Annotated in this window: 37 protein-coding genes and 1 tRNA gene; 6 read left to right on the top strand and 32 right to left on the bottom strand. The window is 67.0% G+C overall.

Annotated elements, in window-relative coordinates:
• Positions 1-25: 25 nt before the first annotated feature.
• The 28 genes from V9F06_07460 to V9F06_07325 form a co-directional block, all read right to left on the bottom strand.
• On the bottom strand, positions 26-391 hold the full coding sequence (locus V9F06_07460; protein ID MEI2617454.1) for a DUF2190 family protein: 366 nt from the start codon (positions 389-391) through the stop codon (positions 26-28).
• Positions 392-425: 34 nt separating this feature from the next.
• The gene (locus V9F06_07455) at positions 426-1,832 is read right to left on the bottom strand and encodes a hypothetical protein (GenBank protein MEI2617453.1); all 1,407 of its coding nucleotides are present in this window, start codon (positions 1,830-1,832) and stop codon (positions 426-428) included.
• Between the two features lie 81 nt (positions 1,833-1,913).
• Positions 1,914-2,795, bottom strand: coding sequence for a phage minor head protein (locus tag V9F06_07450; protein ID MEI2617452.1), 882 nt, complete (start codon positions 2,793-2,795; stop codon positions 1,914-1,916).
• 102 nt (positions 2,796-2,897) lie between these two features.
• The gene (locus V9F06_07445) at positions 2,898-4,517 is read right to left on the bottom strand and encodes a hypothetical protein (protein ID MEI2617451.1); all 1,620 of its coding nucleotides are present in this window, start codon (positions 4,515-4,517) and stop codon (positions 2,898-2,900) included.
• A 17-nt stretch (positions 4,518-4,534) separates the two neighbouring features.
• On the bottom strand, positions 4,535-5,818 hold the full coding sequence (locus V9F06_07440) for a hypothetical protein (protein MEI2617450.1): 1,284 nt from the start codon (positions 5,816-5,818) through the stop codon (positions 4,535-4,537).
• Positions 5,802-5,990: a hypothetical protein gene (locus V9F06_07435; GenBank protein MEI2617449.1), complete on the bottom strand. Its 189-nt coding sequence runs from the start codon at positions 5,988-5,990 to the stop codon at positions 5,802-5,804. The genes V9F06_07440 and V9F06_07435 overlap by 17 nt, the downstream gene beginning before the upstream one ends.
• A 207-nt stretch (positions 5,991-6,197) precedes the next feature.
• Positions 6,198-6,273, bottom strand: a tRNA-Gly gene (locus V9F06_07430).
• A 996-nt stretch (positions 6,274-7,269) separates the two neighbouring features.
• Positions 7,270-7,668 (bottom strand): hypothetical protein, encoded by a 399-nt coding sequence (locus V9F06_07425; GenBank protein ID MEI2617448.1) that lies wholly within the window; start codon positions 7,666-7,668, stop codon positions 7,270-7,272.
• Positions 7,669-7,708: 40 nt separating this feature from the next.
• Positions 7,709-8,002 (bottom strand): hypothetical protein, encoded by a 294-nt coding sequence (locus tag V9F06_07420; GenBank protein ID MEI2617447.1) that lies wholly within the window; start codon positions 8,000-8,002, stop codon positions 7,709-7,711.
• Positions 7,999-8,199, bottom strand: a complete 201-nt coding sequence (locus V9F06_07415; protein ID MEI2617446.1) for a hypothetical protein — start codon at positions 8,197-8,199, stop codon at positions 7,999-8,001. Before V9F06_07415 ends, V9F06_07420 begins: the two co-directional genes overlap by 4 nt.
• On the bottom strand, positions 8,200-8,790 hold the full coding sequence (locus tag V9F06_07410) for a hypothetical protein (GenBank protein MEI2617445.1): 591 nt from the start codon (positions 8,788-8,790) through the stop codon (positions 8,200-8,202).
• Between the two features lie 72 nt (positions 8,791-8,862).
• Positions 8,863-9,096, bottom strand: a complete 234-nt coding sequence (locus tag V9F06_07405) for a hypothetical protein (GenBank protein ID MEI2617444.1) — start codon at positions 9,094-9,096, stop codon at positions 8,863-8,865.
• A gap of 330 nt (positions 9,097-9,426) precedes the next feature.
• On the bottom strand, positions 9,427-9,798 hold the full coding sequence (locus V9F06_07400; GenBank protein ID MEI2617443.1) for a hypothetical protein: 372 nt from the start codon (positions 9,796-9,798) through the stop codon (positions 9,427-9,429).
• Positions 9,795-9,977 (bottom strand): hypothetical protein, encoded by a 183-nt coding sequence (locus V9F06_07395; protein MEI2617442.1) that lies wholly within the window; start codon positions 9,975-9,977, stop codon positions 9,795-9,797. The genes V9F06_07400 and V9F06_07395 overlap by 4 nt, the downstream gene beginning before the upstream one ends.
• Positions 9,974-10,348 (bottom strand): hypothetical protein, encoded by a 375-nt coding sequence (locus tag V9F06_07390; GenBank protein ID MEI2617441.1) that lies wholly within the window; start codon positions 10,346-10,348, stop codon positions 9,974-9,976. Before V9F06_07390 ends, V9F06_07395 begins: the two co-directional genes overlap by 4 nt.
• Positions 10,345-10,923, bottom strand: coding sequence for a putative metallopeptidase (locus V9F06_07385; protein ID MEI2617440.1), 579 nt, complete (start codon positions 10,921-10,923; stop codon positions 10,345-10,347). The genes V9F06_07390 and V9F06_07385 overlap by 4 nt, the downstream gene beginning before the upstream one ends.
• A 34-nt stretch (positions 10,924-10,957) precedes the next feature.
• The gene (locus V9F06_07380; protein ID MEI2617439.1) at positions 10,958-11,371 is read right to left on the bottom strand and encodes a hypothetical protein; all 414 of its coding nucleotides are present in this window, start codon (positions 11,369-11,371) and stop codon (positions 10,958-10,960) included.
• Positions 11,368-11,604 carry a hypothetical protein gene (locus tag V9F06_07375; GenBank protein MEI2617438.1) on the bottom strand — a complete coding sequence of 79 codons (237 nt, stop codon included), beginning with the start codon at positions 11,602-11,604 and terminating at the stop codon, positions 11,368-11,370. The genes V9F06_07380 and V9F06_07375 overlap by 4 nt, the downstream gene beginning before the upstream one ends.
• Entirely contained in the window at positions 11,601-12,020 is a 420-nt protein-coding gene (locus tag V9F06_07370; protein ID MEI2617437.1) for a hypothetical protein, read from the bottom strand. The genes V9F06_07375 and V9F06_07370 overlap by 4 nt, the downstream gene beginning before the upstream one ends.
• A gap of 97 nt (positions 12,021-12,117) precedes the next feature.
• Positions 12,118-12,309 carry a hypothetical protein gene (locus V9F06_07365; GenBank protein MEI2617436.1) on the bottom strand — a complete coding sequence of 64 codons (192 nt, stop codon included), beginning with the start codon at positions 12,307-12,309 and terminating at the stop codon, positions 12,118-12,120.
• A gap of 126 nt (positions 12,310-12,435) precedes the next feature.
• Complete coding sequence (locus V9F06_07360) at positions 12,436-12,960, bottom strand: hypothetical protein (protein ID MEI2617435.1); 525 nt, start codon at positions 12,958-12,960, stop codon at positions 12,436-12,438.
• Complete coding sequence (locus V9F06_07355; protein MEI2617434.1) at positions 12,957-13,751, bottom strand: helix-turn-helix domain-containing protein; 795 nt, start codon at positions 13,749-13,751, stop codon at positions 12,957-12,959. The genes V9F06_07360 and V9F06_07355 overlap by 4 nt, the downstream gene beginning before the upstream one ends.
• 102 nt (positions 13,752-13,853) lie before the next feature.
• Entirely contained in the window at positions 13,854-14,420 is a 567-nt protein-coding gene (locus tag V9F06_07350; GenBank protein ID MEI2617433.1) for a hypothetical protein, read from the bottom strand.
• A 28-nt stretch (positions 14,421-14,448) separates the two neighbouring features.
• Positions 14,449-14,973 carry a hypothetical protein gene (locus V9F06_07345; protein ID MEI2617432.1) on the bottom strand — a complete coding sequence of 175 codons (525 nt, stop codon included), beginning with the start codon at positions 14,971-14,973 and terminating at the stop codon, positions 14,449-14,451.
• Positions 14,970-15,200: a hypothetical protein gene (locus V9F06_07340; GenBank protein ID MEI2617431.1), complete on the bottom strand. Its 231-nt coding sequence runs from the start codon at positions 15,198-15,200 to the stop codon at positions 14,970-14,972. Before V9F06_07340 ends, V9F06_07345 begins: the two co-directional genes overlap by 4 nt.
• Complete coding sequence (locus V9F06_07335; GenBank protein MEI2617430.1) at positions 15,197-15,571, bottom strand: hypothetical protein; 375 nt, start codon at positions 15,569-15,571, stop codon at positions 15,197-15,199. Before V9F06_07335 ends, V9F06_07340 begins: the two co-directional genes overlap by 4 nt.
• An 80-nt stretch (positions 15,572-15,651) precedes the next feature.
• Positions 15,652-15,960 (bottom strand): helix-turn-helix domain-containing protein, encoded by a 309-nt coding sequence (locus V9F06_07330; protein MEI2617429.1) that lies wholly within the window; start codon positions 15,958-15,960, stop codon positions 15,652-15,654.
• Entirely contained in the window at positions 15,957-16,148 is a 192-nt protein-coding gene (locus V9F06_07325; GenBank protein ID MEI2617428.1) for a ribbon-helix-helix protein, CopG family, read from the bottom strand. Before V9F06_07325 ends, V9F06_07330 begins: the two co-directional genes overlap by 4 nt.
• A 143-nt stretch (positions 16,149-16,291) precedes the next feature.
• Here V9F06_07325 and V9F06_07320 point away from each other — a divergent pair, with 143 nt between their 5' ends.
• From V9F06_07320 to V9F06_07300, 5 genes are read left to right on the top strand one after another with little or no spacing between them, the layout of a single operon-like run.
• Positions 16,292-16,969, top strand: a complete 678-nt coding sequence (locus V9F06_07320) for a helix-turn-helix domain-containing protein (protein ID MEI2617427.1) — start codon at positions 16,292-16,294, stop codon at positions 16,967-16,969.
• Positions 16,969-17,622: a hypothetical protein gene (locus tag V9F06_07315; GenBank protein MEI2617426.1), complete on the top strand. Its 654-nt coding sequence runs from the start codon at positions 16,969-16,971 to the stop codon at positions 17,620-17,622. The genes V9F06_07320 and V9F06_07315 overlap by 1 nt, the downstream gene beginning before the upstream one ends.
• Before the next feature lie 20 nt (positions 17,623-17,642).
• The gene (locus tag V9F06_07310; GenBank protein ID MEI2617425.1) at positions 17,643-18,197 is read left to right on the top strand and encodes a site-specific integrase; all 555 of its coding nucleotides are present in this window, start codon (positions 17,643-17,645) and stop codon (positions 18,195-18,197) included.
• The gene (locus V9F06_07305) at positions 18,198-19,166 is read left to right on the top strand and encodes a uroporphyrinogen decarboxylase family protein (protein ID MEI2617424.1); all 969 of its coding nucleotides are present in this window, start codon (positions 18,198-18,200) and stop codon (positions 19,164-19,166) included.
• A gap of 21 nt (positions 19,167-19,187) precedes the next feature.
• Positions 19,188-19,619, top strand: coding sequence for a hypothetical protein (locus V9F06_07300; protein ID MEI2617423.1), 432 nt, complete (start codon positions 19,188-19,190; stop codon positions 19,617-19,619).
• Here the strand turns inward: V9F06_07300 and V9F06_07295 are convergent.
• The 3 genes from V9F06_07295 to V9F06_07285 form a co-directional block, all read right to left on the bottom strand.
• Positions 19,609-20,904: a hypothetical protein gene (locus tag V9F06_07295; protein ID MEI2617422.1), complete on the bottom strand. Its 1,296-nt coding sequence runs from the start codon at positions 20,902-20,904 to the stop codon at positions 19,609-19,611. The two genes, V9F06_07300 and V9F06_07295, sit on opposite strands and share 11 nt — an antisense overlap.
• Positions 20,867-21,859, bottom strand: coding sequence for a tyrosine-type recombinase/integrase (locus V9F06_07290; GenBank protein ID MEI2617421.1), 993 nt, complete (start codon positions 21,857-21,859; stop codon positions 20,867-20,869). Before V9F06_07290 ends, V9F06_07295 begins: the two co-directional genes overlap by 38 nt.
• Positions 21,860-22,039: 180 nt before the next feature.
• Entirely contained in the window at positions 22,040-23,119 is a 1,080-nt protein-coding gene (locus V9F06_07285) for a M42 family metallopeptidase (protein MEI2617420.1), read from the bottom strand.
• A 262-nt stretch (positions 23,120-23,381) separates the two neighbouring features.
• Here V9F06_07285 and V9F06_07280 point away from each other — a divergent pair, with 262 nt between their 5' ends.
• Positions 23,382-24,458: a dipeptidase gene (locus V9F06_07280; GenBank protein MEI2617419.1), complete on the top strand. Its 1,077-nt coding sequence runs from the start codon at positions 23,382-23,384 to the stop codon at positions 24,456-24,458.
• A gap of 39 nt (positions 24,459-24,497) precedes the next feature.
• Here V9F06_07280 and larE read toward each other — a convergent pair whose 3' ends face one another.
• Positions 24,498-25,337, bottom strand: coding sequence for an ATP-dependent sacrificial sulfur transferase LarE (gene larE / locus V9F06_07275; GenBank protein MEI2617418.1), 840 nt, complete (start codon positions 25,335-25,337; stop codon positions 24,498-24,500).
• Positions 25,338-25,484 lie beyond the last annotated feature (147 nt).

Raw genomic sequence — 25,484 nt, 5'->3', positions numbered from 1 at the left:
GCGCCCCCGCGCCTCCCCGTGCCGGCTAGTAACCGAGCTTGACCGCGATCGTCGCGGTTGCGGCCGACGTGACCGCCCCCAGCGCGTAGCCGAAGCGAACGCCGGTGTTCTTCTTGCTCAGCTTCGGCGTGTCGGCCGTGACGTAGTAGATGATGTCGCCGACCGCGACCGCGCTGTTGCCGGACTGGTCGACGCCCTTGACCGACAGGTCATAGACGCCGCCGGTATCGACGGACGTCGCGGTCGCCGCGTTGCCGCCGGCGCCCTCGTTCACCTGGGCGACGCCCGGGATCTGCCCGACCAGCACCGGATCGCCGCTGGCCGGCGTCGCCGGATCAGTGGCCGCCAGCGACAGGAATCGGCCCTCGCCGTACTTCTGGTTTCGCGCCATGCTCGTACTCCCCTATCCCCAGCCCCGCGGCGTCCTAGCGCCCGCGGACGGCGATCTCGCGCCCGGCCTGCGACAGCCCGAACACGCCCATCACGTTGCCCAGCGCCGCCTCGAGCTGCGCGCTGGCGTCCGCCCCGCCGGACGGACCCATGCCGGTGACGCCCGTCCCGGCCTCGGTCATCCCGGCCAGGTCGGCGCGCCACGTCGCGACCGCGGCATCGATCGCCGCGTCCAGCGCCGCCGCGTCGAGCTGGCCCGCGTCCGTCACCGGCGCGATATCGGCCAACCCCTCGGTGATGCGCCGCGTCGCGAACGCCGGCAGCTCGACAGCGGCCAGCCGCTCGGCCACACGCGCGCGCGCCGCGCCGGCCATCTGTGCGGCCACGAGCCGCTCGTTCTCGGCCTCCAGCTCCGCGATCCGCGCGGTTGCCTCGGTCAGATCGTCCATGTCGTCCCCCTCTGATCCCCGCGTCTCGGCCGGCGACACAATGGCCGGCTCGTCCGTCCTGGCGGCACGCGCGGCGCGCGCCGACTCCAGCATCGTCACGACCTGACCGCCGGCGCCGGCGCGCGTGACCCAATCGACCGATTCGGCGCCGACCAGCCGATCGACTAGCCGGCCCTTCCGGCCCTCCGCCTCGCCCTCGGTAACCGCCCCGGACGCCCGGATCGATACGCCGATGTGCGGCGCGATCTCGCCGATCACGTCGCGGTACGGCGCGAACACCTCGGCGTCCGCGTAGAGGCCCGGCCCGGCTGGCCCGTTCGCGTCCCAGCGCGCGTCGCTGACCAGACGCCCGGCCAGATCACGCACTGACCGTTCCGGCCGGTCGTCGGCCTCGGAGACGGACGGGTGATCGAGATACATGTGTAAACCTGCTGTGAAGACACGAGGCCCGTCGCGTTCGAGCATCGCCGGCGCGTAGTAGCCCGACGACCCCCAGCCCGGCGCGATGATCCGGATAGGCACAGTGCCATCGTCGCGGAGCGCCGCTTCCGCCAACGCGACCAGGTCTGACCGCAGTGATTGCGCCTCCGACGTGGGCGACACCCGCACGTACTCAGTGCGCTGCATCACCTCGACGGGATCGCCGAAACTCACGGCGCCGGCGTCCGTGAGCGCGTAGTCGCGCTGGAAGAGCGTCGCGCCCGCCGGCGTCTCGTAGCGATAGACGACCGACGCGTCGAACACGTCCTGCACCCAGAGCCAGTAGCCGTCGCCCGGCACCGGATGGACGGAGCGCAGCGCCAGCGCCAGCGCGCGTTCGGTGTCGCCGTGGCTGAGCGCCTCGCGGACCGACTCCGCCGTGTCGCCCTCGTCCTGCGGCGTCGCGCCCAGCGCCCGCGATAGCAGTGCGCCGAGTGCCCGCCAGGCGGTGACGATGGCGCCGGCATTCGCAGCCGACAGGACCCGCCCTGCCTCGTCTACTCGATCATCCACGCAGCCCCCTGTAGATATATGCCTGCTAGATGCCATAACGATATCGTGACCAGCATAGTGGCCCGATTAGAATCGCGTCAACTACCCCGGCGCGCGTCGATACTGCAGCGTGCACCGGCATGCTGGGTGCGCCAACGGTCGATCGTCGCCCGATGGGAAGGTCGCCGTCGCCGGGATCCAGCCGGCGGCCTCGTTGTCTGCGCAGGCATCGCTGACTAGATCGTCGCCGACAGTCAGCCATGCCTTCTCCATCGTCAGCCCGGCGGACTCCATCTGGCGGATCGCGCCGGATGTGCCGGCCTCATACGCGTTGCCCACCTCGGTCACGGCGACCAGCTCGGCGCGGTCTCGGATGTGGTGCTGCGGCTTCGGCTCGGTGAAGCCTGCGTACGTCTCACGGATGGCCCCGGCCAGCCGCTGATAGCTCCAGCCGTCGGCGGTCGCCTCGCTGACCAGCCGGCGGATACCCTGGCGCGTCCCGTCGTTGATCTGCGTCACGCGCGTCGCGGCGTAGTCGTCTGCGTAGCCGACCGCGGCCGGGTTGTCCAGCGTGAACGTGCCGCTGATCCCCATCTGCGCCGCGACTTGGCCGGCGCCAGTGTCTAGCGCGAGCTGCACGTAGTGCCGCATCGATCCGACCATCCTGGCCGTCGTCGTGGCGAGCGCGGCGTCGGCGAGACGGTCCCAGGACGCCGGCGGCTCAGCCTCGACGAGACGAGCCGCCGGCGTGCGGACGGCTCGTTCATCGGTCTGCTGGGCGAATTCACTGGCGATTGTCGCCAGCGCGGCCAGCACCGCGCGAGACTGCGCTCGCCAGGCGGACCGCAGCTCGCCCGCCAGCGCGCGCTGCAACGGTGCCGTCGCCCGCTCCCGATCGCGTCGTGCGGCAGCCTCGAGGACGCGATCGAGCGCCTGCGCCAGCATGGTCATATCTCGGTCATGGGCGATCGGGATCAGCGCCACCGCATACTCCCTGCATGGCTGATATGCCGCTGCCGGCAATACCGGCAGCGGTACGCGATGATGTCCTCGTGGGTCCGGCGACGAGCTCGCGCCGCCAGCGGCTCATGATCGACCTGCGATCGTCGCTAGCACCTCGCGCATATCCCTCACCGCAGCGATGAACTGCGCGTCCATGTCAGCCGGCGCTGCTGGCTGACTTAGCGTGGCGTCCGGCGCGTCCGGCGGGTAGAGCGTGTCGAGCACGGCGTCGATGTCGTCCACATCCAGCGCTGCCAGCACCAGCCGCGCGACGGTCCGCTCCGCGCTCGGTGGAAGCAGCCGAGCGCCGATGCCGATCGCCTCGACGCGCGCCTTGACGTCGCGCTCGAGGATGTCCGGGAACGTGATAATCGGCGTGCGATCGATCGGCGCACCGTCACGGTCCGGATCCGGATGCATGACGACCACCGGCGAGCCGGACGCGCCCCCGATCGCGCGCCCGATGGCACGGAGTGCTCCGCGTGGCGCGATCACCGCCTGATCGATCGCGTAGTTCAGCAGATCGGCGATCGTGTCGCGCCAGTACGACTGACGCGCCGCCATCTTCAGCTCGGTCGGCCGATCGAGGGTCCTAGAGGTTGCCAAGTTGCCAACATCGGCGTTCCCGAACAATATCGTTTCCGGCACACCAATGCCGGCGGCGACCATCAGCCCGAGTCGGCGCGCGTCGTCCGGGTGTGGCGCGGCGCCACCCATCCGAACCAGGTCATAGTCCGCGCCCCCCTGGGCGCCGACGAACGTCGAGCCGGTGATCGGTGGCGGGTTCGTCTCGGGCCCAGGAGCTCCGACGGCCGATGCCAGGCGCGCCTTCGTCGCCGCGACGCCCTTCCGTCCGCCCGCGGTCGTGATGCGCGTCGCGAACGCGGCCTGCGCCCGGCGGATCGTCGCGAAGCGCTCGAGGTCGGTGCGCACAGCCACCGCCCAGTCGAGCGCGCTATACGTCTCCGGCACGCCGAAGCGCATCCGGCCAATGCCGCCCACATGGCGGTGCATCACCGACGCAGACCACTGCACCGGCACGCCGCCGATCGTGTCCGGCCGCTGCGTCTGCGGTGGCTGATAGCGCCAGTCCGGGTAGAGCGCCTCGCGCCGTGCCGGCGCCGCGCCAGTAGCCCCTCGGCGCTGCTCCTCCCAGACTCGTCGGTAGAACCACGGCGTCCTGATGTCGTCCGGGTCCGTGATGATGTCGCGGACCTCCTCGACGGCGATCGACCGCATGCGCACCCGCCCGGTCACCGCGTCGGTGAAGAGCACCAGGAACACGTTCCCCGTCGCGCTCAGCTCGATATCGGCGCGCTGCAGCGACGCGTCACTGGTCAGCTCAGCACGGTTGCCGGGGTCCTCCCAGAACGCACGGACGACGTCGTTGACCGCCGGATGGACGGCCGCGATATCGACGCCCAGCCCGGCGACGTAGTGGGACTGGACCTCGAGCGCGTGATTGATCAGCGGGTTCGCCAGGTAGGCGTAGCGGCTGCGCCGGATGATCGTGTCCAGCGCGTCGCGGCTGAACTCGCCGTCGAACGAGCCGCCGAGCTGCTGCCAGCCGTCGGCGTCCAGCGCCATTTCCAGCTCGGCCAGCCGTTCCTCGACCATCTCCAGATCCCACGCCTGGCGCTGCGCCAGCTCCGCCAGCGCCGCCGGCTCCATCGCGGCGTAGCCGTTGCCGTTCGTCGTGACCATCCCCGTCCCTCGTCCCGTTAGTAGCGCGGCCCGATCGTGACCATCTCGTCATCGGCCAGCGTCAGGATCCCGTCGTAGGCCGGCGGCGCCGTGTAGAGCGACACGGCCAGCGCCAGCGCCATGGCCGCGTCGTCGTGTAGTCCGGATGGTGCGCCGTAGCGTATGCCGGTGCGCGTGTGGACGTACTCCATCGCCCGCAACTCGTCAGCGATCACACCCTCCGGTATACCGACCTCGCCGCGCTGGATCGTGACCGCTAGCCCCTCCATCAGCTGTTGCTTGGATCTCGCCGAGAAGACGAACGGCGCGACGTTGCCGCCGGCAGCCGCGATCTGCTCAAAGACCGGATCGCCCAATCCTGTCGAGTCGACCAGCGCCGGCGTCGCGCCCGTCGTCGTGCGGATGCGCGCGATCGTCGCGGCCCAGTACGCGCCGGCCATGCCGGGTAGCAGCGCGCCCTCGTTCCAGCGTTCGGCCCAGGCGACGTTGCCGTCGGAGTCTAGCCCGACGCCGACCGTCCAGTCCTGGGCGCGCGCCAGGTCCCAGCCTGCCGCGACCGCCGGCGCGCCACTGGGCGCGCCGATCAGACACGCCTCGATCGCGGCCAGGCCGAACGGGTTGCTGCCATCGTCAGACGGTTCGGCCAGGTACAGCTCGCGCCAGACGTGATCCGGGAGCGCATCGCGCGCGTCCTCAATCTCCGCAGCGCTCAGTACCCCGCCGGCCACCGCATCCCATGCCGTCAATCGCGCGTAGTGCATGTGCGGATGGCCAGCCTCCGCGCGGCGCGCCAGTCGGTAGGCCCAGTTCTTCCGGCCTTTCACGTTGCCGATGATACGTAGCGGCCCGCGGGTGGCCGTCAGTGTCGACCGGACGGCGTGCCAGGAATCTTCTTTGACGCGGCTGGCCTCGTCGATCACTGCCCCGTACACGTCCTCGCCGTAGAGGCTGTCCGGATTCTCGGCGCCCTTGAACCAGAGGATGGCGCCATTGGCCAGCGTGACCGTTAGCTCGGACTCGTTGGACGTGTAGAGCTGGCGCGGCAGTCCGCGCTTGAGCCGCCGGTACGCTATCTTCGCCTGCGTATAGATCGGCGCGACCCACCAGTACGACCGGCCTGGCCGGCCGGTCAGCGCGGCCAGCTCCACGATCCATGCCAAGCAGCCGACCGTCTTGCCGGCCTTCGTGCTGGCCTCGATCACGCCATAGCGCGCCGGGTGGAAGATCGCCGCGCCCTGCGCCGGGTAGAGCCAAGGGCGGCGGTACTGGATCGACTGCGGCGCGCTAGCTGTCGCCGTCATCGTCGGTCCGATCACCCAGCGCCAGTGTGAAGACCACTGGCGCTCCGGCCGTCGTGATGTCTACGTCGGCGCGGGGTGTCCAGCCGCGATCGCGGCCGAGCGTCGTCAACACGAACTTCGCCGCGTCCCACTCTCCCGCGTTTAGCCGACGAACCAGCACCGATTCAGCCATATCAACGATCCCCGCCCGCGCCTCGGTGTAGGCAGCTGCGACCGTCGGGATATCTCGCGATATATCGGTCGATGGTCGAAACGTTGCAGCCGAGCCGGCGCGCGGCAGCCGTCTTGATGCCAGCCGTCTCGCGGATGGCCGATGCCATATCGGCGGTAGTCCATGCCGCCTTACCAGCCATCTACCACCACCGCACCATCTGCATTTTGGAGCGCGACGGTCGGAGTCGAACCGCCCTCTCCCGCATGGATAGCGGGCGCATCGGCCACGATGCTTGTCGCGCGTTTAGGGTATCGCCGCGATACATGCCAGCACCAATCCGCGTTCGCATTGTCGACTCAAACGGCAGAATCGCGTATGGTTAGGCGTTCGCGGCAGGAATGCTGGTCAAGTTGACAGTAGTCATATAGCGAGAGTTGGTAGCCCGGAATCCGGCCGTGCGCCCGCGTCAATGAATGGACGCACTCGAAGCCCCGCCGGTTTCCGTGCCACTGTGGTTGCCCTTAGTCGCGGTAACGCGACTAAGGCGATACGCGGCCGCCTGTCGGTTCTTGGAGCCTCCGTCCGCTAGGCTCATGCGCGATTCTCGCGCATGATGCCTCCGATCCCGATAGCAGGAACCTCCCATGATCTGGTCATTGCGACTTGATCTGCGTCAGAAACGATCAGCCTGCAACCCGCGATAGATCGTGCCGTCGCCGCACTGCGCACCTGAGCGCAAACGTGACAACCCACTTGATATGCTGGCGCATACTTACGTAGTAGGCGCATCGCGACAGATAGCGCCCATGATTCGAGTCAGTTACGTGCTACCGAGTCGGTCAATGCCATCCGGTTTAGCCCGATAACTCGTTTTAACCCGTCCCTCAATGAGCCCTTGTAGCTTGCGCTCCGTCGAGAGACGAGCACGCAACCGATGAATCGCTCGTCCTCCCAGCACGCCCTTAATACGCACAAGCCGGTGTGCAGTCGGCTATTGTTGACGACCTTGTCGGAGTAGTGGCCAGTGTTGAACCAGCGCGTTAGTATCTTGCGCCGCCGCGTCGGCTCGTACCAGGATTTCATTAGGCGTACATAGGCCTCACACATCCGCGCCAGCACGTTCCCGTTGCTGTTCTCATTTCCGGTGTCATTGAACGGCCGTGTTGTCTCGCAATGCTCAATGCCCGCCGTATCTGCTCCACCTGTTCTCCATCACAGTGAATGTCATCTGCTCAAACAGCGGCTTATCACCATTCGGCACGGAGTCAAACGCGGCACGCCAGTCGTCATCACACGGCTAGAGCGCCATCAGCGTCGCCAGTTCGTCTGCGCTCCAGAACTGCGACAGGTCGATGTCCGCGCCGATCTCGGCCAGTACGTCGGTGTCCCACTCCAGCGAGACCTGCCCCACGCGGTTATCGGCAATGCCCAGCTCGACGGCGGCCCTATCCCGGCTCAGATCCAGGTCGGTTCGCCTCACGGCCACCAGCTCGGTCCCGTCCGTTTCGACCACGCGCACCGGCAAGCCCAGCTCGGCGGCCACCTCGGCGGTTTTGTTCCCGGCGATGAGAACGCCATTCCGGTCGACCAGGACCGACCGTCCGGCGCCGTACGCGCGCATCGACCGCTCGAGCATGCCGCGCCCGCGCTCGGTGCCGCGGTTGGCGTTGCGTGGATCGGGTCGGATGTCTGCCATTACTCCTCCGCTATGCGCGAGACCGCTAGATACTCTGCCTCTATCGTGGCGCATCCTGCGCCGCCCGTCTAGCCCTGGCGTACCAGGCTTCATCGGCCAACGACCGCGCCAGCACGTCGTGCGGGTCGGCGGCACTGTCCAGGATGACGCACAGCCAGTCGGCGCCGTGCGTCATCAGCCAGACGCGGGCGCGCGCGGCGTGCACATCGCAGCCGCGCGCGTCACGAATCGCCGAGAAGAGCACGGCCGCCGCCAGGCGGGCGAACGGTGGCGCGTCCGCCGCCCGCTGTATCGCGGCCATGCCGATCAGGTAGCCTGGCGGCTCGTCGGTCACCCGGCGGAGCCTCGAGGTCGATCGAGGATCCACGCCGCCAGCGTGCGGTCGCGGCGCGCGGCGTCGAGCACCATCTGCCGGCCGCGCACGCGAACCGCGGCCGGGATCGTCGGGTCGAACGTCCACAGCCAAGCGTCCATGTGCCGCCGGCGCTGCTCGGCTTCCCGTTCGGCGCGCCGGCTCATCCATCCCAGCATCTACCCCCCGATCGCGTGTAACGCCGCCTCGTACTGCGCGGCAACGTCGTCTGCCAGGCGGCCATTGATCTGAACGACGACGTCACCGACCTCGAAGACGTGGCTGAAGAACATCGCGCTCTGCTTGCCCAGATCTCGGTAGTACGTCGCCAGGCGCTCGCGGTCGGCGGCGTCCGGCACAACGATGATCCGCCCGCCCATGTCCTCACCCAGCGACGGGATCAGGAAGCGCACGCCCTCACCAACGAATGGCGCGGCGCCGTAGTCATCGCGCGTCATCGGCCGCGCTCCCTCTGCCTCCAGCCCGGCTGCGACGAAGGCGGCCACCACGTCATCAGCGGTGACGACGGCCGGCGAGGGCGTCTCGGTCGCGGCCACCGATGGTTGGGTCGCCGCCTTCGTCGGCTGTACCGCCGGAGCTGGCGCCGTGGTGGTCGGCGCGCTGGACGTCGTCGCTGACGCCGCCTCGCTCGGTGTGCTCGGCGCGATTGACGGCGGATTGGCCGGCGTGGCCGTGACGTTGTCGTCGCTATCGCCGCCGCACGCCGATAGCGACAGCACCAGACCAAGCGCGAGAACCAACCGCCACATGGCGCACCCCTTCACGAACAGCAACGGATCAGGTAGACGCATCATCATACGGCAACGTGGCCGTTGCCGGCTTCATGACTCCTCGATCCACTTCACCTGCTCGTCGACGATGTCGATCACGGCAAGGATCCTCCCGGGCGTTCCGTCCTCGCGTGCGTCGCAGATGAGGAGGGTGGCCTCCTCGGTGAATGACACCTTGGCGACCAGCTGCGCGCCCGGAGACCGACGCTCCGCCATCCTCAGTAGCTCCACGAGATCGGCCACGCCGATCCACGGCCATTCCTCGTACTCATCAATCGCGCTCATCGCCTTGCATCACTCCCCTCGATATGCCGCCGATATACCGCGTCCTCCAGCGCTCGCGCCCACCGCCAGTGCGTCCGGCGGTACAGCGGTTCGGTTATCAGCCCAGCCAGCGCCCACAGTCCTGCCCTCATGCTGCCTCGATCCTCAGCCCGGCTACCGTCGGGTTCATACTGCGATATATCCGCTCGATCTCTGCCCGATCGCCCCGCGCAATGGCCGTGTGCCACCCGTCGTTCTCCACGACCAAGACGTACTGGGACGTCCTGGTCGTCTCAGCCCAACCACCCGCCACGCGCCGGAATCTGCGCACTGGCAGTTTGCGAGCTATCATCACGGGCCGGCCAGTGCGTCGTCGATCGTCCCGTCAAACAGATGCACGGGACGCCAGACAACGACCCGGTGCCGCGAGGAGCAGATGCCGGGATCGAGCGCCGCGAGCCACTCCGACTGCTCGGGGGCCAGCCGCCCGATCGTCGCCTTCAGCTCGGCGAAGATCACCAGCCCGGCGCGCGCCAGCACGAGATCAGGGAACCCCCTCCCACCGATCATCGCGTCCCCCCGGCCCTCCTTCGCCGCTAGCCGGTACAGGCGGTCGTTGATGTGCATGACGTGCCAGCCGGCATGGCTCGCCCTGGCGATCACGTTCGCCATCAGCTCCGCTTCGCTCATGTGTCGTGCAACCGCGCTCTGGAGCGTCGTCATGACTCACTGCTCCTGCCCAGCTCGGCACGATAGGCGCGCCGAGCCAGCGCTGTCGCGTGAATCGCCCGGTGGTACGCCACCGTCGCGATCGCCAGCGCCCACTCCGCCCGCAACAGGTCCCGGCGCAGGGCGGCGATCGCCGCCCTGCGCTCTGCCGATCGGCCGGGACAGCCGGTCACGATAGCCTCGACTGGCGCACGATCCGGAGTGCATGCACCGTATCGCGGAACTCCGCGGCGGCGGCGATCACGTTCGCCGGCTCCACGCCAAGCTCGACCGCCGCCTCGGGATAGGCGCGGATCGTGTCGCGCGCGGTCGCCGTGGCGATTGCGATAGCCCGCAACCCGGCCAGCCGGACGAACACCGGCTCGCTGACGATCGCGCTGTTTACGGCTTCCTGCGCCGCTGTCAACCCGACGCCCATCCGCGCGACCAGATCGGCGTCGGCCGCCATAACACGTGCGGTGCGCTCAAGCACGCGTCGCACGTCGTCCACCATGTCCTGCGCAGTGAAGATGACCAGCGCCCCGTACTCCGCGTCGGCGATCATCGGTCACCGCGGATCGGCAGAGAGACCTGCGCGAAGGCCTGCGCCACCTGGCGGGCGTCCGCGGTGTGCAGACCGAAGGCCTCGATCTCGCGGCGGAAACCGGCCCAATCGTGCGGCAGGACGATCGCCGCCGGCGGTTCATCCTCGTCGTCGGCCTCTTTCAGCCCGACGTGCAGCAGCTCGTGGAACAGCACCGCCTCGATCCCGCGGTCGGAGCGGATCGCCAGATTGTCGGCGGCCAGCCAGATCACGATGTCCACCGGCTCGTTATCGACGTAGCCGGACAGATATCTCGACATACCGGTGAGCTTGGTCGTCTTGCCCAGCACCTCCTTGCCGGCGGCTGTGCCGCCCTTCTTGCGCCAGAGGTAGACCGGCTGGATGACGTTGAGCGCTGCCAGATCCTCCGGGTACTGTGCGAGCAACTTCGCCGCGCCGCGCGCCAGGTCGGGCGCCGGACGGAACTCGGCGTCGCCGAAGGCGTAGGACGACGGCGGCATGTAGAGCCGCGTGATCGGCTCCGGCACGACCTCATCGACCGTGGCATCGTGAGAGGTTGTCACTACCAGATTCATGAAAGACGTCTCCTCACTAGATGGTAAAGCCCTATCAGCGGGTACGGTGCAACTGGCCGTGATGCTCCGGGCAGAGCCAGCGGACGTCCAGCGGGAGTCCGTAGTCCTCGTGGTGTGCGTGGGCGTCGCCGCGGCCGCAGACCTCGCACGGCTCGCGCGGGATGATCCCGACGCGGGCCGCGTAACGCGCCCGGTCCCGCGCGGCGCGCTTCCCGTTCGCTTTGGCGCGGGCGTTGCGGCGCTTGAGCACATCCCGCCCATCCGTAGTTCGCGACCGAGCAACCTGGTAGGCGCGCTTGCAGTCCTTGCATTCGGCCCGCAACCGGTCGGCCGTCGTCGTGTGGCAGTAGAACTCGTCGAACGGCAGCAGCCGCCCGCAGTCTCGACAGCGCTTCAACCCGGCCGAAGAGCTCGCACTGCCAGAAACCGCCTGTGCAAGAGCAATCATTTCGTCGTTCCTTCCTCGCCGCCCCGGACCCAGCGCATGGTCCGGTAGCAGCACTCCGGCCAGCCGGTCCGCAGATACCAGGCGATGTCGTCAGGTGTGATCGTCCGCTCGGCGCCGCACGTCCCGCACACCAGCCGGCCGCCGTCGCCGTCCGGACAGAGGTCCACGGCGATCCGCTCGTGCAGCCGCGCGGCACGGCGCGCCAGCTTCGCCAGGTTGACCGGCGGCGTCACCGCGCACCGCCGAAGAGCACGCGCTGGCCGGCGGTGCGCTGGCGCTGGCGGCGTGTCTCGGCAGCCGCCCGGACGTGATCGTCCATGTCCTCCAGCAGGTGACAGCGCTGGCAGAGCGCGGCCCGATTCGATTCGCGGACGTCCATCTTGTCGTGTTTGTCGCCGGGACGCCCGTCGAGGTGCGGCACGCCGAGGCGCGCGATCGTCAGGATGACCAGCGTCGGCGGCGTCCCGTCGTCGTCGCGCAGCTCGCCCATCTCCGCGGTGCGCCACGCCGCCGGGTCGGTCGGATCGTCGCGGACGATGACCCGCCGGTCAGGCGCGCCGCAGCGTTCGCAACAGTGATCAGCACGGTCCAGAATGCGCTCGCGGACGTCCTTCCAGTTAGCCGGGTAACGGCTCCAGTCCACCGGCATCAGATCAGCCCTCCGATCGTCGCGATCACGTCCGCCCAGCCGCTTGCCGCCGTCAGCAGCAACACCGCCAGGCACGCGACCCAGACCCAGTCGCGCGCTAGAACGGGCATTCGTCGTCCTCCGGCTCGTCCTCCGCTGGCCGATAGAGCCAGCAACGCATGTGGTACGGCCTCCCGGCGCCGTCGCGCTGCATCAGCCCCGGCACGATCGGCTGCCCGCAGCCGGCGCAGACATGCCAGCCCGCGATCGCCTCGCCGATCGTCCGATCGCCGATCGTTTTCTCGTTCATGTCGTCCTCCTGCCAGACGCGCCAGAATGCCCTGCAACGCGGCCAGACCTCGTGAATGGCTCAGGAGCCATGCGCGGCCGGAACGCGACGTAGCGGCTATCGTGCGCGTCGCTAGAGCCATCGTCGCTATCGTTCCCCGCGCTGCAGCGCGAGCGGCGACGGCAGGCCCGCCAGCCGCTGGTTGAACGCTGTCGGCGCGTTGACCATCCGTCGGCGTTCCGCCGCGTAGAGCGACAGGAACTCCCGACGCGCCTGCTGGACGGTGAAATCGTCGGCGGCAGTCGCAATCAGGTACAACCCGCCGACCTGCCGGACGACCGACAGGTGAGGCTCTGGCAGTGTTGTCCCGTCGCTCGGCTGCCCGGGGATAAATCGTCGCACCGCCGCCATGACGCGCGCCCACGCCGCCTCCGGCGGTTCCGGCAACCACCCAGACGCTGTTAGCAGATCGTCGGCACGCTGCCGGATCTCCGCCGGCACCGGATAGAACGTGCAGTCACGCAGGCACTGTGTCACCGCCGCTGCCCAAACATCGTCCGACAAGTCGGCGAGCGCGTCATAGTAGACCGCCGCGGTGGTGGCAGCTGGCGCCGAGCGCGGCCACATCGCTGCCATGCGCGACATCCCCGCCGCGAACGAATCACCGGTCATCGGCTGGCCCCCCGTTCCTGCGCGCGGATCGCATCCGCAACCTGATTGATCCCCGAGAAGTCCGGCGCCGTCGACGACCCGCGCGCGCCTGGCGGTGGCAAGCGCGTGGATTGCGTCCGGGAGAACCAGTTGGTCATCGACGTGCGCCACGACTTCCACGGCCCGGACTTGCCGGCGCGTTTGTCCGCCCAGTAGTCACGGAACCGCAGAGCGTCGGCAACGAGCGCATCATCATCCGGCGATGACGGGAGCGCGGATATCACGTCGCGCAGGTGCCCGACGATCTCGCCGTCGCCGATATTCGCCGCGCCCGGAACCGCGCGCACCATCGCGGCTACCCGGCATTCCGCGTGTGTCATCTCCGCCACGCTCACGCGCGCGCCCTGCTGTGTGTAGCTTCTATGATGGTTCACTAATGGATAGGGTGCAGATTTACGTACCCCTTCAGTACGTAAATCTGCACCCCCCCGGTGCAGAATCTGCACCTCAGCCCCCGCAGATTCTGCACCCCCCGCAGATCCCGCACCGGCCCCCGGCGTGACCGTGTAGAGGTTCACCCCGGACGGCCCGGCGCCGCGCTCGACGCGCAGTTCCCCCGCAGCGTCCAGCCGTCGGATGATGTCCTGGATCGCCCGGACGCTCAGTCGGCAGTCTCGCGCCAGCGTCCCGATAGCCGGCCAGGCGCCGGAGCCATCCGCTTTCGCGTAGTTCGCGATTGCGAGCATCACTAACAGCCCTGTCCCGCGTGCCTGCGAGTCATCCCACACCCGCGCCATAGCCTGCACGCTCATTCCTGTTCGCCGTATCGACGTGACATCTAGTCGCATCCCGTCTATAGCCGCGCGCGCGTCAACTATCCGCGCGCCCGGCTTACGATCACGCCTCAGCGTTGGCTATCCGCGCGCCGGCGCTGGCTCGGTCTCCAGGTGTGTGATGAAGTCGGATGCCTGGGACGTCGAGAGCGCGCTGCGGCTCTCGACGCCATACCGTTCCACCATCCGTGTCTTGATCTCATCGTCCGGCCAGCCGGCGGCCCGCCCAACCGCGATGATCGCGCGGACCTGTCGATCAGTCGCCGTCTGAATCGCCGGAGCCGTGCGCGGCGCCATCGGCGCATCTACTACGCGGCCGTCATCTGCGCCATAGTCCAGCTCCGTGCCGGCGAACTGTGTCCCAAAACCGAGCGCCCCGAGCGCCCGACCGATCGCCTTCGTCTCCGCCTTCTCGAGTGCGTCCCCGAACTCGGAGCGACCGCACGCGCCATACGCGGTCGCGCAGCCGCCCGTCGTCAATGTCACCTCAGCACGGACAACCAGCTCGTCCGCCGTCGGCGGTGTGACTAGCTCGGTCGTGATGCGCGCGTCCGGGTCGCGATCGCGCAGCCACAACAGCCGGTACTTCACCTCGAGGTATTCCTTGCCCTTCAGCTTGGTCAGGTCGCGCGTCGGATCGTACGTCATGTCTCGTGTGCTCCTTCAGCATCCGCACTCAGGCGGCGATCGTGGCGATCAGCACCGCTATCATCGTGGCCATGTACAACGTCGCGCCGACCGCGGCGCAATCCCGCAAGATGTCCTGGAGCCCTAGAATGCCCGGGGACGTCACCGCGTCGGCAGATGGCGTACGGATAGCCACTTGCCCTCTATCGTAGCGTACGGGCGAGTGTGCGCAGCCCTGCGCCACGTCTGCACGCTCTACCAGCGCCGGATGGACTGCGAAGGGCGGAGTATCCGGCGCAAGCAACCCGAGCGCCTCGGCGCCGGTGCGGTTGCGATACAGCAGAGACCGGACGATATCGACGCCGCCCGCGCCGGTCGTGAACTCCACCATTTCGTATTCGGTCTCCGTCAGAAGACCGCTGTAGGCGATGCCACGTGTCAGTCGAGGCTGCACGATCGGCGCCGGGTTCTGTTTCGGACGCCGGCGCGAAAATTCGCGAGTCATGTCGTCAACGAGCCGCCGCCGCTCATCCGGAGATAGCCCGTGGATATCGTCGCGCATCCTATCTGTCATGCTAGCCCGCCCTCCACTGCGCATGCCGGATGTACGTATCGACCGGCCTCTATCTCTAACGTCGTCCCGGCGCGTATCGCTTCGTGGCAGCGCGTGCAGATCGGTTCGAAGCAGACCGGGTTGCCGTGCGCGATAGCCTGAAGCGCAGCCGATGCCAGGCTATCGCCAGTGAAGACGTTCGTGCTCCCATCGCGGTATGTCACTTTGTAGTCCTGGTAGATCGTCATGATCGCGCCGCCTCTCGTGACATCGCGCCGATGGTCTGATTGTCTAGCGCGGCGCTGATCGCGCGCTGGTCGCGGGACTGCTGCGCTGACAACAGCTCCAGCAGCTCGCGCTGGCGCTGCCAGTAGTCGTCATCCGTCAACATTTCCGCGCCCGCCCAGCGGAACCCGGTTACCCACTCGCCCGGCGTCTGCTGATCGAGCATGGCATCCCACGATAGCGCGTCATAGCCGACGTGCGTCCGGACGCCGTCGAAGTACATAGTCCGGGCGACGCCAGCTGGCGCACCGGTTCGGTCTGCGATCGCGCGCGCCGCGCGGTCGGCATCCTCCCACTCTGCGTATTGCCGGTACTCGTGTGCATAGTCACTCATGGTAGGCTTCCCCTGTTTCACGCTAAACGACTCGTCGCGACGCCGGGCGCTCTCATCGCCCGCGTCGTGCTGTCCGCCGATCACTGACCGGCCCCGGTTGCATCCCCCCGATCACCCCCTCCCAGGAACGCCGCCAGCTGCGCCGGCGTGTAGCGGACGATCTGCCCGGCCCGTGCCGGGACCAGCGTCCCGGATCTCTCCCATCGCCGCAGCTGCTCAGCCGATACACGCAGCCACGCGGCCGCGTCGTCCCGCGAGAGTGGGCGATCCGGCAGCCAGGCGGGCACGAGCGCAGCCACCTCGGCGACGACTGCTGCCGCCACGCGCCGGATGTCGTCGTCGGACAGATCCAGCTGCACCCGCACCGGCAGCCCCGCAAGTGCCGTCATGACGACGCCTCGTCACTCTCGACCGACTCCTCGTCACGGATCAGCCGGTCCACCGCCTCGCGGATCAGCGCCGACCGGCTCGACCGGCCCCGCCGGCGCGCCAACCGCGCCAGCGCCGCCAGCTGATCCGCGTCGAGCCGGACGTTGATCGGCGGCGCCGTCTGCCGCTCGTCCTGTGTCACGCTCATCGCGCCCTCCATACGGTCATCCTCAATAGATGGCCTGTCGATAGTGTAACACCATCTAGTGTTGCGCGCAACTACGGGGTAGCACATTCGGCCGCTAGTATGAGAGCCGATAGATGATGCGCCGCTAGTGATGGAGCCATGACATGGACCGCAGCCGCCGCCCTCCCCAGCCGACGATGCTGGGCGACCTGATCCGCCGCCGGAGACTTGAGCTCGAACTGACTCAGGTCCAGCTCGAGGACCGGACCGGGATCCCGCAGACTTATATCTCGCAGATCGAGCGCGGCACGGTCGCCGCGCCCGGCCGCGACAAGCTGGAGCCGATCGCGATCGCGCTCGGTCTCCCGCTCTGGCGCCTGGCGGCAGCGGCGATAGAGGCGCCCATTCGTGGCGTCGAGGTGGACGCCACGCGCGCCGTGCCGGTCTATGGGTACATCCCGGCCGATTCAGTGCGCTTCACCGGCCCACTCGACGACATGCCAGCCATCCACGTGGTCGCGGAGATGATCGCCGGCGCGCGGGATCCATATGCGCTGCTCGTGACCGGAGACTGCCTGGCGGCGATCGGCATCCTGCACGGCGACGCGGTGATCCTCGATCATCCGTCCGGGCACCGGCCGCGACCTGGGCAGGTTGTGGCGGTCCGGATGGGAGCCGAAGTGACGCTGAAGCGCTGGATGCCCCGCGCCGATGGCACGATCGAGCTGCGCGACGGTGACGGCCGTCTTGTCGCCACGCTCGACGGCAGTGTCAGCGTCGAGGTGATCGGGCTCTACGTCTACCATCTGCCCGATGCCAAGCGCGGCGCCGGACGATCCTGATGGCTCGCGCACAGTACCCAGGCGTCTATCGGACCGGCTCCGAGACGTGGTGCTACAAGCTCCGCCTGCCGCTCGATGCCGCCACCGGCAAGCGCCCCTGGGAGGTGCGCGGCGCGTTCACAACCGCTCGTGCCGCCCATGACGCTCGCACACGCCGCCAGGCTCAGCTGCTGGACGGCGTCCAGACTCGTCGCGATGGCCGCACGGTCGCCGACGCCGTCGCCGACTGGATCGGCGGCCGGCGCCGCGCTCGCGTATCCAGCCGCCACCGATGGGAGACGACTGCGCGGCTCTACATCACGCCCTACCTCGGCGATGTCCGCCTCGATCGGCTGGACGATCGGACGATCGACCGCTGGATATCGTCACTGGAGCGAGCGCCGAACAGCCGGACGAAACAGGCCGGCCTCTCTGCCGGCACGATCGGCCAGGCGCGCGCGCTGCTGTCGTCCGCCCTGTCGGCTGAAGTGCGCGCCCGCCGGATGACGCACAACCCGGCGTTGGCCGTCGAGACACCACCAGTCGAGCGCACACCACCACGCACCTGGACGGATGACGAGATCGCGCGCGCGTTGGTCGCGATCGATGCAGACGAGCGCTTCGGCGCGGCCTGGCTGCTGATGCTACTCGCGCAGCTGCGCCCGGCGAGGTGATCGGCCTGGCATGGTCGGACGTGGACCTCGACGCCGGTGTCGTTCGCGTCGAGCGTACTCGCACCGAGGACGCCGATGGCCGGCAAACGATCGGCGTCGCGCCGAAGTCGGGCGCCAGCCGGCGCCCCATCGAGCTGCCAGCGACATGCGTCGACGCGCTGCGCGACCACCGGCGCCGCCAGGATGCGATCGCCCGCCTGATGGCGCCAGGGTGGAACGCACGCCAGCTGGTCGTCACATCCCGCACCGGCGGCATGGCCAGCCATAACACGATCAGGCGTCACCTGCTCCATCTCTGCGACGCCGCCGGCGTGACGCACCTGACGCCTCACGGCCTGCGGCACACGGGCGCGACCTGGCTGGCGCGGCTGAAGGTGCCGCCGTCGACGATCAGCGCGCGGCTCGGGCATGCCTCCGTCGCGTATACACTGGACGTCTACGTCTGGCCGGCGACCGCCGAACAGCGCGCTGCCAGCGACCAGCTGGATGCCGCGAGTGGACGACGTGTTCCATCCACTGTTCCATCTGGGCATAACATCGGGCTTCTTAGCCCATCAGACAGGGAGATAGAGTAGATGGCGATGATGATGGACGAGATGACCAAGACGGAACGGGTGATGGCCGCGGTGATGGGCGAGGAGGTCGATCGCATCCCCGTCTGCTTCTGGCATCACTTCAAGCCAGGGGGCTCCGGCCGCCGCATGGCGGAGGCAACGCTCGAGTTCTTCGAGGCCGAGTTCGATCTGGATATCCTGAAGATCATGCCGGATCTGCCCTATCCATTTCCCCGCCGTAGTGTCCGTACACCTGAGGACTGGCGGCTGATCGAGCCGATCGAGATCGTTCGATCGCGCTTCTTCCACCAACGGGCAGTTGCCATCCAGGCACTGCGCGACGCCGTCGGTTACGAGACGCCGATTGTGATGACGGTGTTTTCACCGCTCTGTGAGGCGCTTCACTTCGCCGAGTCGTACGATCTGTTCCTCGAGCATGCTCGCACGAATCCCAGCGCCGTCCACGAAGCGTTGGCCACGATCGCCGAGAACCTGCGAGCTCATATCCAGGACTGCATCGACTCCGGCGCCGACGGTGTCTTCTTCGCTCTCCAGGGATGCGCCAGTTCCGTCATGAGCGCCGCAGAATACCGTGAGCTCGGGCGGCCGTACGACCTGCTGGCTCTCCAGGGCGCGCGCGATAGCTGGCTCAATATCGTCCATGTCCACGGTGACCGCGATCTGTTCTTCGATGACGTGCTTGACTACCCGGTTCAGGTGTTGTCGTGGTCCGATCGTCTGGCCGGCCCGAGCCTCGCGGACGCGCGCGCAAAGACGGACCTCTGCCTGATGGGCGGCTGGCACGAGTTCGGCGCGTTGTCGAATGGACCCGACGCCGAGATCCGCTCCGAGGCCGAGGATGCGATCCGGCAGACAGGCGGGCGGAAGCTCATCCTTGCGAACGGCTGCTCGGTCCCGGACGACACCGATCCTCAGTGGCTCCACGCCGCCCGGGATCTGGTCGACGAGCTGGAACTGCCGGCCGACTGATCGGTGACTGGAGCTGCCCCGGTGACGAGCGAAGCCCGACCGCCCTCTCCGCCGACAGAGCGCGGCACGGTCATTGTGTTGTTCAGCGATCTGTTCTTCTCGGTCAATATCCGCGTTACCTTGCGACGACTCGGGTACAACGCCGTCCTCACGCGCTCTATCGGAGAGGTATCCGATGGTCTGGCGAGCGGCGATGTCCGGCTCGTCGTAGTCGATGGCACGGCCGTGGACACAGGCGAGAGTTGGGAGCGCATCGGGCAGATCGCTGCTTCGGGCATCCCGGTGCTCGTCTTTGGGCCACACAAAGAGGTCGAGACGCTTCGCGCGGCGAAAATGGCTGGCGTTACGCGGGTTGTCGCGAACAGCCAGTTCCATCGTGAGATGCCGGTGCTCGTCGAGCGTTATGCGCTGAACTCGCCAAGCCAGGATGGCGACGCCGAGACTAGCGAGTGACGGGAACGACCAGGACGGTAACTGTCTGCGTCCGATTGCCATTCAACAGCACGGTGAGCGTGTACTCGACCGGACCATCTGGCACTGACGGCACGCTGAGGCTGATCGGCGCGGAGACCCAGCCCGACGCGACTGCCTGGCGCGGAAGTCGCTGGTTGGCGTAGAGCGTCCCGGTCTGGTTCACGCGGATCTCGACGATGTCGTCGCGCGTCAGCCGGGTTACCGCGACTGCCAGCCAGAGATCCGCGGTCGTCCGGCCGACCGCGTTCCAGACGGTAATCTCGTCACCCTCGGGCGCGTTCGATTGTGAATCGACTCGATCGGTCAGCACGGCTCTGGTGACCCGCGCATTGCTGCTCGCCGGCGTAGACGGTGTGCCAGCTGTATCGTCGGCCGGCACGTTCGAAGCCGACGTAATCTCAAACGGCACGATGCGCGCTTCGATGCCATTTAGCAATAACGCCACAGCGTATGGGCCGGGCGGAAAATCGCCGCCGGGGCGTAGCGTGAACGAAAGCAGTCGGCCGTTGTCCGTTTCGTCTGGACCGAGCTGCGCTACCAGAACGTCGTCGCGATACCAGAGCGTGGTAAAGATCCAGCCAGTGGGATCGACCATGTTGGATACTCGCGCTCGGAAGATCAACTCCGTTGCGTCGGCAGGAAAGCTTGTGCGCACGCCGGTGGGCTTCCCCGAAGTATTGAATCCCGTCGCGAACGCCGCCTCCGCCACCGCCTTGGCCGGATCTCCCTTGCCGGCCCGGAAGACAAACCGATTGATCTTCTGATTGTCAATTAGCAGCTCGACCGCGTAGTCCGCGTCCGGTTTGAGCGCAAACGGCGGTCGATATTCGAGCGCGACCCAGGTGGGTCGGCCCTGCGTCTCGATCGCCAGTGCGTCGCTCTGGCCGATTACCTGGTCGTTCTCAATCCAGTAGGCGCGAAATGGCGCTCCTGGCCAGATGCCGAGGACGTGGACGCACAGGAAGATCTGCCGCGCCGTCTCGGAGACGACGGTCGTCTCGACAATCGGCGCCCCGTTGGCGTCGACGCGGGTTGCCAGCGCCACTCGATCGACGGTGTAGCTCCTGGCATCTGTCGTCGGCGACACGGTCGGGCTGGCGAGCGTGGGGCTGGCAATCGCAACCGGCGTAGGAGTCTCCGGAGCGATGGTGGTTGGCGTCTCGCGTATGACGCGTGGCGCGGCGCAACCAGAGAGAAGTAGCAGTGTGGCGAAGAGGACCGCGACGCTACGCGCCGGCCGGTTTGCGGTACTGGCCGAACGCATCCTGATATTCGTCTGCAACTTCCTGCGCGGTCTTATGAACATAGATCCTCGTGGTCGCCGGGGACGCGTGGCCCAGGAGCGTCTGCACAGTTGATTCACGGACGCGCCGGCGAACGAGCTCGGACGCCAGGCCATGTCGAAACGAGTGGGGTGTGATCTCCGTCTCGACTCCGGCTGCTGTGCTTAGTTCGGCGACGATATGCTCGACGGTGCGGGGCGCGATGTTGCGCCCCGGTTCTCCAAGTTTGTCACGTCCGGAGAAGGCAGGAAAGGCGCCCGTTCCTCGCCCCTGGTCGCCGCGGGCTGTCCAGTACGAGACAAGCGCCTCGGCGGTCGCCGCGTCGAACAGAACCGTCCGGCTTTTCCCACCCTTCGCCCGATAGATCGATGCCTCCCCGCGCTCGAGGTCGATGTCGCGGCGCCGGAGGGCACAGAACTCCGAGACCCGGACGCCGGTGCGGTAGAGAAACAGGATCATCGCCCGCACCTTGAGGCGGCGAAGCTCCAGATGGGGCCGCGTCTCGTGTGGCCGATTCAGCGTGTAGTCCACGATGCATTTGATGTCGTCGAGATGAATATCCGGCGGGGGTGGAGTAAACCGCGGCATCATCGCACGGACCCTCGTCCGCAACTTGTCGTTTGGCAGATCCGGGTGGAAGTCGTAGGCGGCGAGGTAGGCGTACCACTTGCGCACCGCAGCTAACTGCGTTTGAACCGTGCGCATCCTCGAGACCTCCTCGGGAGTCCGAAGATCGCGGGGCATCTCGGACGCCACGAACGCGGTGACATGCTCGATCGTCAGATCGGTCACCGGCGCGGTCGCCGGATCGAGCCCGAAATCCCGGATGATCACGTCGAGGAATCGCCGGAGCGAATAGTCGTACGTACGCCGAGAACGGGGCGACAGGCGCAGATCCTCGTCGATGAATCGCCGGTGCGCGTCAACGATCGTCATCTGTTCGCTGTCCTGGGTTTGTTCAGAGTGTACGTACATATAGATACTATAGCGTCGCTGCCTGGTAGTGACAAGGTCGGGTCATGACGAACCCGGCCGGCCCGGTGATTTGCCTGGGAACCGACAGCACCCGCGGGCGACCGCCCGCGGGTGCTTCTTCTGATCGAGTAGCTTTGACGATCAGGCCTGGCTGGCGTCGTATCCGTAGACGCCCTCGTGGGCGTGCCGGAGGTACTCGGCCAGCAGGTCGATGGCCGCCTGGATGTCGCTTCGCGAGCACATCTCGTTGACGGTGTGGACATACCGTGTCGGGATCGACATCGTGATCGCCGCGACGCCGCCGCGGGTTCGTTGCACCGCGCCTGCGTCGGTGCCGCCACGTGGGAGGATCTCCAGTTGGTAATCGATACCGGCTGCATGCGCGACCTCGCGCATATGCCGGACGAGCCGGTAATTCGAGATCGAGGCGGTATCCATGATCTTGATCGCGACGCCAGCGCCCAGCTTTGTGACCGTGTCCTGGTCCTTCGTGTCAGGGATATCTCGCGCAAGCGTCACGTCCAGCGCGATTCCGATATCGGGGTCGACGTGATACGACGATGTTGTAGCCCCTCGGAGCCCGACCTCTTCCTGAGTTGTGGCAACAGCGATGATCTCGGCCGCGACCGGGCCATCCAGCTTGCGGAGTGCCTCCAGCATCTGGAACACGCAGATCCGGTCGTCGAACGCCTTGCCCATAACGTTGTTGCCGATCATCTCGACCGTGCGCTGCATCGTTACCACATCGCCGATTTCAACTCGCGCCCGGACCTCATCGGCGGCGAGGCCCACATCGACGTAGAGCTCTTCGACCGTTGGTGGCTTGATCTCACCAGGGCTCAGAAGATGGATCGGCTTCGCGGCGGTCGTCAGCACCCCGAGAAGCGGTTCCCCTGCATACCCGTGAACGAGAACGCGCTGGGCAGGCAAGACGCGTGGATCGAATCCCCCGGCTGGATGAACTCGAATGAAGCCCTTGTCGTCGATGTGTCTGACGATGAAGCCGATCTCATCCATGTGAGCCATCAGCATGACCCGAGGCCCGCCAGTGCCCTTCCGGACGCCGACGACGTTGCCGAGCGCGTCCACCGACACATCATCGACGAGCCCGCGCATCTCGGCGACGACGATGTCGCGGATCGCGTCCTCTCGGCCGGGAATTCCGGCCGACTCGCAGAGGCTTTTCAGTAGACCCAGATTCAACGAGGTATCGTCGCTCATGGAACCTCCCGTGTTGCGGTGTTCAGTAGGGAAGTACTCCTTCCCGCCCGCCGCGAGCGACTCTAGCAGCGGAGTGGGCCGGCGTCAAAGCGGCCGCCCGATCCTCGCCTGGATCGAAGGATCTTGCTCCGGGATCGAAGTCGGCGAATCCGAAACACCTCGGTCGCGGGATGGTGATGTGGCTATCGACCGCTGATGCCTGCCCGGGTATGCTGGCGACTGGCCGTAGTAACGACGGCCGCGCCAGCAGGAGGAGACACGAATGAGCACGAACAGGTTTCCGCTGATCTTTGATGGACATAACGACACTGTCCTGAGCATGGCCGGCGGGCGGTCGATCTTCGAACGATCCGACGAAGGTCACATCGACCTGCCACGCGCCGCCGAGGGTGGTCTGGGCGGCGGCTTCTTTGCCGTCTACATTGCCGACCCGCTGCCGGACGAGGTTCTGGACGCCGACCCCGAGGAGCGCGCAAAGGCGGCGATGGGACGATATCTGGACGAGTCGAAGCGCCCGCCGATGATGACACTCGAATATGCGCAGGGGCAGGCGATGAGCCACCTCGCCAGGCTGTTCCGTGCCGAGCGAGAATCAGAGGGCAAGATTCGCATCGCCCGCACAGCAGCTGAGCTGCAGCGCAATCTCGACGAGGGCGTCTTCACGATGGTGTTGCACTTCGAGGGCGCCGAACCGCTGGATACCGAAGGCGACGCGCTCGAGGTGTTCTATCAGGCTGGCTTGCGTTCTCTCGGGCTCACCTGGAGCCGGCAGAACCGGTTCTCGGAGGGGGTGCCATTTCGTTTTCCCAGCAGCCCCGATGTTGGCGACGGGCTGACCGAAGCCGGCAAGCAGCTCGTTCGCGACTGCAATCGCCTTGGGGTGATGATTGACATGTCACACCTCAACGAGAAGGGCTTCTGGGACGTCGCGGCGATCAGCGAGGATCCCCTGGTCGCAACCCATTCCAACGCGCATGTGATCTGCGCGAGCCCGCGGAACCTGACCGACAAGCAGCTCGACGCGATTCGCGACAGCCGCGGGATCGTTGGCCTGAACTTCAACGTCGGCTTCCTTCGGCCAGATGGCGGCCGCGACGCAGACATGCCGTTGTCGATCATGGCCGATCACGTCGATCACCTCGTTGAAAAGCTCGGCATCGACGGCGTAGCGATGGGTTCCGACTTCGATGGCGCGCAGATGCCGACTGACCTGCGCGACGCGGCTGGCTTGCCGAAGCTGATGCAGGAGCTTCAGGATCGTGGCTACGACGACGAGTCGCTTCGCAAGATCGCCCACGAAAACTGGGTCCGCATCCTTCGCGAAACCTGGGGAGAATAGATAGAGCTGGGGCGCGCCGGATCGTCTCCGGTGCGCCGTCTACCCCTCTGCTGTCGACGCGGCGACAACCTTCGGACGCAACATCAGATTCTGGCTGCCAGACCGGAACCCGGCGAGGTCAAGCGCCGCATAGGCATAGCCTGCCTCGCGCATTGCCGCGACGATCTCCTCGCGCAGCTCCATCGCGCGGACGAAGTCGGCCTCCGGCAGCTCGATCCGCGCGACCATTTCGTGATGCCGCACCCGGAAGCCACGGAAGCCAAGCCCGCGCATGGCCGTCTCCGCCTTTGCGACGATCTTCAGCTTCTCGACGGTAATCGGGTCGCCGTAGGCGAAGCGTGAGGACAGGCAGGCAAACGACGGCTTGTCCCAGGTGCGCAGGTTCAGCCCCGCCGAAAGCTCGCGAATCTCCTTCTTGCGGAACCCAAGCTCGGCCAACGGGCTACGGACGTTCCAGTTGCGGGCGGCGCGCATGCCCGGACGATGATCGCCGAGATCGTCGGCGTTCGTTCCGTCGAGCAACCATTCATATCCGCGTTCCTGGGCGATCTCAGCAAGACGAGAATAGAGCTCGGTCTTGCAGAAGAAGCAGCGCTGGCTGTTGTTGGCGGCGTAGCGAGGATCCGTCAGCTCCATCGTCCGCGCGTAGATGAACTCCGTCCCGATCTCGCTGGCGATTTCGCGCGCCTCGCGCATCTCCTCTTCGGGATACGTATCGGAGAGTCCGGTTCCAGCGGCAACTCGGTCGCCCAGCGCGTCGTGTGCGACCCTCAGCACGAGCGCAGAGTCCACTCCGCCACTGAACGCGACAAGCGCCGAGCCGAGCCCGGCTATATGAGTGCGCAGCTCTTCGTAGCGCGCCTGAAGTTCTGGTGTCACGGGATTCAACCTTTCTCACTCCCCGTGGGACGGGGATCTCCGTTCCGATGCTACAGAAGGTCGGCTCGCCCTGTCAAAGAGCAACGCTGCATACTTGGACACATGAGCTGCAGATCACATACGATCGTCGCACCCCACGAGCGGACG

This window comes from Thermomicrobiales bacterium (assembly GCA_037045155.1).
GTDB lineage: Bacteria > Chloroflexota > Chloroflexia > Thermomicrobiales > CFX8 > JAMLIA01.
The sequence above is the reverse complement of the archived record's forward strand: the minus strand, read 5'-3'. Positions and strand labels throughout refer to the sequence as shown.